The 6,972-nt window shown below is 68.1% G+C and carries 8 protein-coding genes; 3 read left to right on the top strand and 5 right to left on the bottom strand.

The annotated features are described in order from the left end of the window. Both Q0X16_RS03330 and Q0X16_RS03325 read right to left on the bottom strand, forming a co-directional pair. A partial coding sequence (locus Q0X16_RS03330) for an SDR family NAD(P)-dependent oxidoreductase (protein ID WP_297830624.1) occupies nucleotides 1-843 on the bottom strand: 843 nt, incomplete at its 3' end. Between the two features lie 56 nt (nucleotides 844-899). Beyond that, nucleotides 900-1,643, bottom strand: a complete 744-nt coding sequence (locus tag Q0X16_RS03325; RefSeq protein ID WP_297830621.1) for an HAD family hydrolase — start codon at nucleotides 1,641-1,643, stop codon at nucleotides 900-902. 77 nt (nucleotides 1,644-1,720) lie between these two features. Between Q0X16_RS03325 and Q0X16_RS03320 the strand changes: the two genes are divergently transcribed. From Q0X16_RS03320 to Q0X16_RS03310, 3 genes are all read left to right on the top strand, one after another. Next, nucleotides 1,721-2,206 carry a hypothetical protein gene (locus Q0X16_RS03320; RefSeq protein WP_297830619.1) on the top strand — a complete coding sequence of 162 codons (486 nt, stop codon included), beginning with the start codon at nucleotides 1,721-1,723 and terminating at the stop codon, nucleotides 2,204-2,206. Nucleotides 2,207-2,336: 130 nt separating this feature from the next. Then, nucleotides 2,337-3,182 carry a DUF6159 family protein gene (locus Q0X16_RS03315; RefSeq protein WP_297830617.1) on the top strand — a complete coding sequence of 282 codons (846 nt, stop codon included), beginning with the start codon at nucleotides 2,337-2,339 and terminating at the stop codon, nucleotides 3,180-3,182. 143 nt (nucleotides 3,183-3,325) lie between these two features. Continuing rightward, nucleotides 3,326-3,844 (top strand): adenine phosphoribosyltransferase, encoded by a 519-nt coding sequence (locus Q0X16_RS03310; protein ID WP_297830615.1) that lies wholly within the window; start codon nucleotides 3,326-3,328, stop codon nucleotides 3,842-3,844. Between the two features lie 37 nt (nucleotides 3,845-3,881). On the opposite strand, the gene Q0X16_RS03305 is transcribed toward Q0X16_RS03310, so the two are convergent. From Q0X16_RS03305 to Q0X16_RS03295, 3 genes are all read right to left on the bottom strand, one after another. Continuing rightward, entirely contained in the window at nucleotides 3,882-4,226 is a 345-nt protein-coding gene (locus Q0X16_RS03305) for a zinc ribbon domain-containing protein YjdM (RefSeq protein ID WP_297830613.1), read from the bottom strand. Between the two features lie 137 nt (nucleotides 4,227-4,363). Continuing rightward, nucleotides 4,364-6,217: a YadA-like family protein gene (locus Q0X16_RS03300; protein ID WP_297830612.1), complete on the bottom strand. Its 1,854-nt coding sequence runs from the start codon at nucleotides 6,215-6,217 to the stop codon at nucleotides 4,364-4,366. 177 nt (nucleotides 6,218-6,394) lie between these two features. Beyond that, nucleotides 6,395-6,972: NrdJb (locus Q0X16_RS03295; RefSeq protein WP_297830609.1), on the bottom strand; the 578-nt coding region annotated here is incomplete at its 5' end.

Below are 6,972 nucleotides of genomic sequence, written 5' to 3'. Positions count from 1 at the left end.
CTCGTGGCGGGCCTGATCGAACCCGGTTGCCGGCACCAGCGCGTCGCTGCGGTCGGACAGCGCCTGCCACTGTTCGAGGATGGCCTCCGCCGTCGCCCCTTCGCCCAGCGCGATGCCCTGCGTCATCGTCAGCTGCACCAGCTCGAAGCTGCCGGCGCCGGCGCTGAGGATGGCGCGGTTGGGCGCGGCGTCGCACACCAGCGCCAGCACCGCGGGGCTGACCAGCTCCGGCTTGAACTTCGACAGCTGCTCCGGCGGCAGGATGCCTTCCATCATCCGCGTCGCGCCGGTGGGCGCGAGGCAGTTGACGCGGATGTCGTGCTTTTCGCCTTCGATCCCCAGCGTATGCATCAGCCCGACCAGCCCCATCTTGGCGGCGGCGTAGTTGGCCTGCCCGAAGTTGCCGTACAACCCGCTGCAGGAGGTGGTCATGACGATGCGACCGTAGCCCTGCTCGCGCATCGCGTTCCACGCCGCCTTGGTGCAGTTGGCCGCGCCCATCAGGTGGACATCGATCACGAGGCGGAAGTCGTCCAGCGCCATCTTGCCGAAGCTCTTGTCGCGCAGGATGCCGGCGTTGTTGACGAGGATGTCCAGATGGCCGAACCCGGACAGGATGCCGTCGACCATCGCCTGCACCGCGCCGGCGTCGGCCACCGAGCACTTGGCCGCGCGCGCCTTGCCGCCGGCCGCGACGATCTCCGCGACCACCGCATCGGCGGCGTCGCTGAGATCGTTGACCACCACCGTCGCGCCGCGACCGGCCAGCAGCAGCGCATGCGCGCGCCCCAGCCCGCCGCCGGCGCCGGTGATGAGTGCAACCCGTCCGCTCAGATCGATCACGCGCGTCTCCTCGGTTGAAAGGGAATGAAGGGAATGGGGATTTCAGGATGCGACGTTCACGCCGCCGCCAGCGCGTCGAGTTCGCGCACTGCGGCGGCCAGCGCGCCGATGTCCGGCACCGTGCGCATGCGCTCGGCGCCGCCGTCGAGTGTGGCCGTCGCCTCGTGCTGCCAGGTGCGGTGGTAGGGCACGTGCACGCCCCAGCCGCCCAGCTCCAGCACCGGGACGATGTCCGAGCGCAGCGAATTGCCGACCATCAGGAAGCGCTGCGCCGGCACGCCGAATTCCTCCAGCAGCCGCGCATAGGTCGCCGGGTCCTTCTCGCTGACGATCTCGATGCGCCGAAACAGTCGGGCCAGGCCGGATTCGCGCACCTTGGCCTCTTGGTGGAACAGGTCGCCCTTGGTGATGAGCACCACCGGATACTCGTTCGCCACCGCTGCCACCGCCTCGCGCACGCCGTCGAGCAGTTCGACCGGATGCCGCAGCAGCGCCTTGGCGAGGCCGACGATGCGGCCGATGTCCTGGGCGCTGATGCTCGCGCCGGTGATGTCCACCGCCGCCTCGACCATCGACAGCGCCATGCCCTTGGCGCCGTAGCCAAAGAACGCGATGTTGCGCTCTTCATAGGCGTACAGGCGCTGGCCGACGTCGTCCAGATCCACGTAGCCGGCGAGGATGCGCTCGTACTGTGCCTGCGCGTCGTCGAAATAATCCTGGCTGCGCCACAGGGTGTCGTCGGCATCGAAGCCGACCAGGGCGATGCCGGTGCAAGCGCGTGGTGCATCCATCGTGGCCATTCTAAGGCATGCGACCTGCGCCATTCCCGCCATTTGAGGCAGAATCGGGCACAGCCCGCCACAGGAGGCAGCCGCCGGTGGAACGACTGCTCCCACTTTGCAAGCGCATCGCCGCGCTGCTGCTGCTGGCCAGCCTGTTCCTGCCGCTGGCGCGATGCTCCTACGACACCACCGAGCCCGCCCCCGGCACCGGGTCGGACATCACCGTGACGCACCACAGCGACCGGGTTCCCTGGCGGGAGGTCGACGGCAGCGGCGGCGGCCTGCTGATCCTGGCCGCCTTCACCTGGCCGCTGCTGGTACAGATCGGGGCGCTGCTCGCGCCCCCGCGCTTCCGCACCCGCCTCGTCCTGGTCGTCGAATTCCTGCTGTGCCCGCTGACCGCCGGCACCCTCTTCGGAATGATGATCTTCACCACCACGACCCGCTACGGATTCTGGATCGCCACCGGCGGGCTGTTGCTCTATTTTGGCTGCCTGTGCGGGCAATTCTGGCGTGCCACCTTCGGCGCGCCGGGACGCCGAAGGCGCCGGGGCGTGTCGCCAACCGGCGGCGGCCCTTGACCCCGCGGATCGCGGGTACCTGCCCGTTCCGCCCGTCGGCGCAGCCTGCGCCGTTCGTCGCCGGCGGTGCGACGGCAGCGGCCGCCTGCGGCATACTCCAAACCACCCCACGGCCACCACGGAGTCCGCCATGGCCAACCGTTTCTCGCGCAGCTGGGCCCTGTTCAAGGCCAGCGCCGGCGTGCTGTCGCAGGACAAGGAACTGCTGATGTTCCCGCTGCTGTCGGCGGTCTGCACGGTGATCGTTGCTGCCGCCTTCCTGCTGCCGATGTTCGGAATGGGCGCCCTGGACGGGCTGCACGACGGCAAGGGCATGCAGGCGGGAGTCTACGTGCTCGCGTTCCTGTTCTACCTCGCGCAGTATTTCGTCATCTTCTTCTTCAACTCTGCCCTGGTGGGCGCGGCGATGATCCGGCTCGACGGCGGCGACCCGACCCTGGGCGACGGCCTGCGCATCGCGGCCGGAAAGATCGTGCCGATCCTCGGCTACGCCGCCATCGCGGCGACCGTGGGCATGCTCTTGCGCGCGGCCCAGGAACGCGCCGGCTTCCTCGGCCGGGTGGTGACCGGTTTCCTGGGGCTGGCCTGGACCGTGGCCACCTTTCTGGTGGTGCCGGTGCTGGTGTCGAACAACATCGGCCCGCTGGACGCCGTGAAGGAAAGCGCCGAGCTTCTGAAGAAGACCTGGGGCGAGAACCTGATCGGCCAGGGCGGCGTGGGCATCGCCTTCGGCCTGATCTTCGGTGCGCTGATTTTCGTCGGCGTGCTGCTGATCATTGCCGCCGCCATGACCGGCAGCGCGATGTTCGCCGGGACCGTGGCGGCGCTGTTCGTCCTGGCCCTGGTACTGACCGGCCTGGCCCACTCGGCGCTGTCGGGCATCTACTCGGCGGCGCTGTACCGCTACGCGAGGGGCGAGGGCGACAGCGAATGGTTCGACAGGCAGGCGATGGAGCAGGCGTTCACGGCAAGGTGAGCACGCTGCGGCCAGTGTCCCGAGACGCCGCTTGAAACAGGCGTCTCGGGGGATGGTGCTTTGCAAATGCGTGCCTCACCGTGGCGAGCTGGCCTGCCAGCATTCTGGACACAGCGACCGACGAATCCGCGACGGAGCATGACATGCCAGACTGGAGCCAGAAGGTCCGCGACGTTCCCGATTTTCCCAAGCCCGGCATCGTGTTCAAGGACATCATGCCGGTGCTGGCGGATGCGGAGGCGTTCACCGATGCCATCGTGGCGATGGCCCGGCCCTGGCGCGATCTGCCCATCGATGCGATCGTGTGCATCGAGGCGCGCGGCTTCCTGCTCGGCGCTCCGCTGGCCCGCGAGTTGGGCTGCGGCCTCGTGCCGCTGCGCAAGCCCGGCAAGCTCCCGGGCGCCACGCTGGAACAGCGCTACGCGCTGGAATACGGCACCGATGCGCTGGAGGCGCAGGCCGGTGCGCTGGCGCCCGGGGCGCGGGTGCTGCTGGTGGATGATGTGCTGGCGACCGGCGGCACCCTGCTGGCCGCGCATGCGCTGGCGCAGCGGATGGAGGCGCACGTCGTTGGCGCCGGCGTGTTGCTGGAGCTGGCCTTTCTCGACGGCCGCGCCCGCTGGAACGGAATCGCGCCGCTGCATGCGGCGATGGTGGTGTAGGCGGTCGACGGGATGGCGCGATCCGGATTGCGTGCGCTCAGGCCTTCTTCACGAACTCCGACTTCAACCCCATCGGGCCGATGCCGTCGATCCTGCAATCGATGTCGTGATCGCCGTCCACCAGGCGGATGTTGCGTACCTTGGTGCCGACTTTCACCACCAGCGACGACCCCTTCACCTTCAGGTCCTTGATGACGGTGACGGTATCGCCGTCCTGCAGCACGTTGCCGACGGCGTCCTTGACGACCCGTGCGGTCTCGGCCTCCGCCGCGGCGTCGGCCTCCGGCGACCACTCGTGTGCGCATTCGGGGCAGACATGCAGGCCACCGTCTTCGTAGGCGAATTCGGAATGGCACTTTGGGCAGGGGGGCGGGGCGGTCATGGGCGTGGCTTTTGGGCGCGGGGCCGCCATTTTACCTGCTGCGCGCGTCGGCCCGCCTCGGCCTGCGGTGGCAATGCGCAGCGCATCAGCTGCGCGGTCCACAGATAACGAAGCGGCGCGGGTTCGCGCCGCTTCGTTCAACGACATTCGATCCGGATGTACAGGTCGATGCCGAAGCCACCGCCGACGCTGGTTTCACCGTGGGCGAAGCTGGCGCCCAGCGAGAACGAACCGCGGTCGCCGAGGCGCCGGCCGTAGCCGATCGACACCGCGCCTTGGCCGCCCTGCGCACCCACGCCGATCGCGATGCGGCCGCGCGGGCTGTTGCTCATCGCCGCGTTGACCGCCATCTGGGTCATCGCCGTGCCCATCGCGCCGATGCGGTCAATGCGCTGGTCGGTGTGGGCGAAGCGTGCGTCCACCTGCTGCTGGTACTGGCTGAAGGTGTCGTTCCAGGCGGTGAAGCGCTGGTCGGTGTAGGCGCGGGCGCTGGACAAGGTGGCGGCGTCGCCAGCATCGGCATGGGCGTTGGCGGAGGCCAGCGTGGCTGCATCGCCATTCTGGACCATCTGCGCCACCTGGGTCATGTCGGCGGCCGGCCCGGCCGGGCCCTGCGGACCCGTCGGGCCCTGCGGACCGGTCGGACCTTGCGGCCCTGTCGGCCCCTGCGGACCGGTCGGGCCCTGCGGTCCCGTCGGCCCCTGTGGCCCGGTCGGGCCTTGCGGACCTTGCGGCCCCGGCGTACCCACGCTTCCGGCCAGCGTTGTGAGCTGGCTGTCGACGGCGGCGAACGCCGAGGCCACGTCGGAATAGGCGACGCCCTGGATGGTGAAGGTCGGCGCGGTGAACACGCCGCCGATGATGGCAGCCCCACCGCCCATCCAACTCACCAGTGCACCCAGCTGGTTCATGTTCACCGCATCCCAGCCGTTGATGCCCTCGGCCACGTGGATCAGGCGGGTATTGAGGTCACTGCCATAGGCAATTCCGGTGATGTCCAGATCCGTCGCCGCATGGCCGAACGACACCACGCCGTCCTCGTCGGCAACCGCCTGATAGCCGATGGCGGTGCTGCCATTGCCACCCGCCTGGTTTTCACTGCCGATGGCGATGGCGTAGCTGCCGCTCGCCGTGTTGAGCTGTCCGATGGCGATGGACGCAAGGCCACTGCTCGCATTGTCCACGCCGACCGCCACCTCGTACTTGTCGCTGGCGGTGTTGCCGTTGCCGATCGCGGTGGAGTAGGGGCCGGAGGCCGTGTTGAGCGTGCCTACCGCCGTGGCACTGGTATTGCTTGCGAGATTGCCCACGCCGATGGCGCTGCTGAAGTCGGCCTCTGCCCGGTTGACCGCATCGGTCGCGGCATCGAACACGCCGTTGTAGTTGGCGTCGTACCAGGTTCCCACGGCCAGGCTGTTGATGCCGGTATATCCGGTTCCCGAGTACACGCCACCGGTAACGCTGCCCACGCCGATCGCCACGCTGGAAGCGCTGCGTGCGGTCACGCCTGCACCCACGGCCACGCTGCTGGCAGCGTAGGCGCTGCTGGACTCGAAGGGGCCAAAGTAGTGGCCATCGCCGTCGGAGTCCCACCAGCCCGACACCACCAGACTGCCCTTGCCACTGGCATTGCCGCTGAAACCGAAGACGCTGCTGCCCATTCCATAGGCGTTGCTGAAGTAGCCGAAGGCACTGCTGTAATCGCCACGCGCAAAGTTCCAGGTACCGAACGCGCTGCTGTAGGCACCGCTGGCATTGTTGTGCTCGCCAAAGGCGCTGGTTTCGGGATGGCAGGTGGTGTTGTCGGTGCCATTCTCGTTGCCCTGGTCGGTCGACGCCCCGGTGTATGCACCGCCGGGATCCTGGCAGGCCGGGTCCGCGGCGAATGCGGGCAATGACAACGCGGCCAGCAGGGCCAGGCTCAAGGCGGAAAGGGCCAGACGGCGCTGGCGGCGAGACTTCGGATACGGCATGGTGATTCCCTCGTTCATCGAAAGTTCCGGCGGACAGCCGGCGTGATCGATGTATGCGAAGGACCGGCCCCATACCGGACATGACGGAATCCCGGCGGAGGCCATGGATCGCGCAAAAGGAAGCGGCCACCGCCCGGACGTCCGGGGAAGATGGCCGCGTGGCGGCTGTGGGGCAGCGGGCTTACCCGCCGGGCGTCAGCCGCACTTGCTGTAGCCGCAGTTCAGGCAGGTGGCGCAGCCGTCCATCAACACCAGCGCCTTGGTGCTGCATTTGTGGCACATGCTGGCGGAGGGCGGGAAGCTGGTGCCGTCGCCGGTGACGGCGATGGTTTCGTTGTCCATCGCCGTTTCGGCTTCTTCCGCATCGACCATCGCGCCGCCCATTTCCCCGGCGGTGCTTATTTCAGCGTTTTTTTTTGAGCGGGCCTCGTAGGCGCGGCGCTTCTCGGCGATCAGGGCGCGCTGGGCATCGCTCATGTCGGGGTCGTGGAGCAGGCCGATCGACTTGAGGTGGTCCTCGATGATGCTGCCCAGTTCGGCGACCAGCGACGGCATGTACACGCCGCCGGCCTTGAAGTAGCCGCCGCGCGGGTCGAACACCGCCTTCATCTCGTCAACGATGAACGTGACGTCGCCGCCCTTGCGGAACACCGCGGACATGATCCGGGTGAGCGCGACGATCCACTGGAAGTGTTCCATCGACTTAGAGTTGATGAAGATCTCGAACGGCCGCCGCAGTTCGTGCTCGGTGCCGGCGTTGAGCACGATGTCGT

The sequence above is a fragment of the Thermomonas sp. genome (assembly GCF_025993755.1).
Taxonomy (GTDB): domain Bacteria; phylum Pseudomonadota; class Gammaproteobacteria; order Xanthomonadales; family Xanthomonadaceae; genus Thermomonas.
This window is presented reverse-complemented; position numbering and strand designations above follow the sequence as displayed.

Coding starts and splice junctions, on each gene's coding strand:
- Q0X16_RS03325 (WP_297830621.1), bottom strand. CDS start 1,643: ATGGCCACGATGGATGCACCACGCGCTTGCACCGGCATCGCCCTGGTC.
- Q0X16_RS03310 (WP_297830615.1), top strand. CDS start 3,326: ATGCCAGACTGGAGCCAGAAGGTCCGCGACGTTCCCGATTTTCCCAAG.
- Q0X16_RS03300 (WP_297830612.1), bottom strand. CDS start 6,217: ATGAACGAGGGAATCACCATGCCGTATCCGAAGTCTCGCCGCCAGCGC.
- Q0X16_RS03315 (WP_297830617.1), top strand. CDS start 2,337: ATGGCCAACCGTTTCTCGCGCAGCTGGGCCCTGTTCAAGGCCAGCGCC.
- Q0X16_RS03305 (WP_297830613.1), bottom strand. CDS start 4,226: ATGACCGCCCCGCCCCCCTGCCCAAAGTGCCATTCCGAATTCGCCTAC.